The sequence below is a fragment of the Streptomyces sp. 8P21H-1 genome (genome assembly GCF_013302945.1).
The window spans coordinates 1-340 of sequence record NZ_JABTYA010000111.1; the positions used below are offsets into that span (position 1 = coordinate 1).

Consider the following 340-nt stretch of genomic DNA (forward strand, 5'->3'; position numbering starts at 1 on the left):
CGTGGGCGACGCGGCGCGCGTACGCGTCGCGGTCGTCCGCCGAGGCGGGGTCGAGACCGGCGGCCGCCATGCCGGCCTTCGCCCACACGGAGGAGCTCGGCTGGTCCCAGCACATGTCGAGGAAGAGGCCGTCGAGCGGGGCGAACCGGTCTATCACGGCCTGCACCTGCTCGGCGAGGAAGTCCTGGTACGGGCTCGACATGTCGAGGATCTGCCAGCCGGCGACGAAGGCGGATCCGCCCCACTTCACCTGGCGGGCGTTCTCGTCCACGACGATCCAGTCGGGGTGCAGGTCGGCGGCGTACTCGTCGCACTGCACGCTCAGGTAGATGGGCGCGCG

General features: G+C 71.5%; 1 protein-coding gene. It reads right to left on the bottom strand.

Annotated features, from left to right (window positions below):
- Positions 1-340 (bottom strand): hypothetical protein (locus tag HO151_RS02005; RefSeq protein ID WP_217422779.1); only part of this gene is annotated, 340 nt, incomplete at both ends.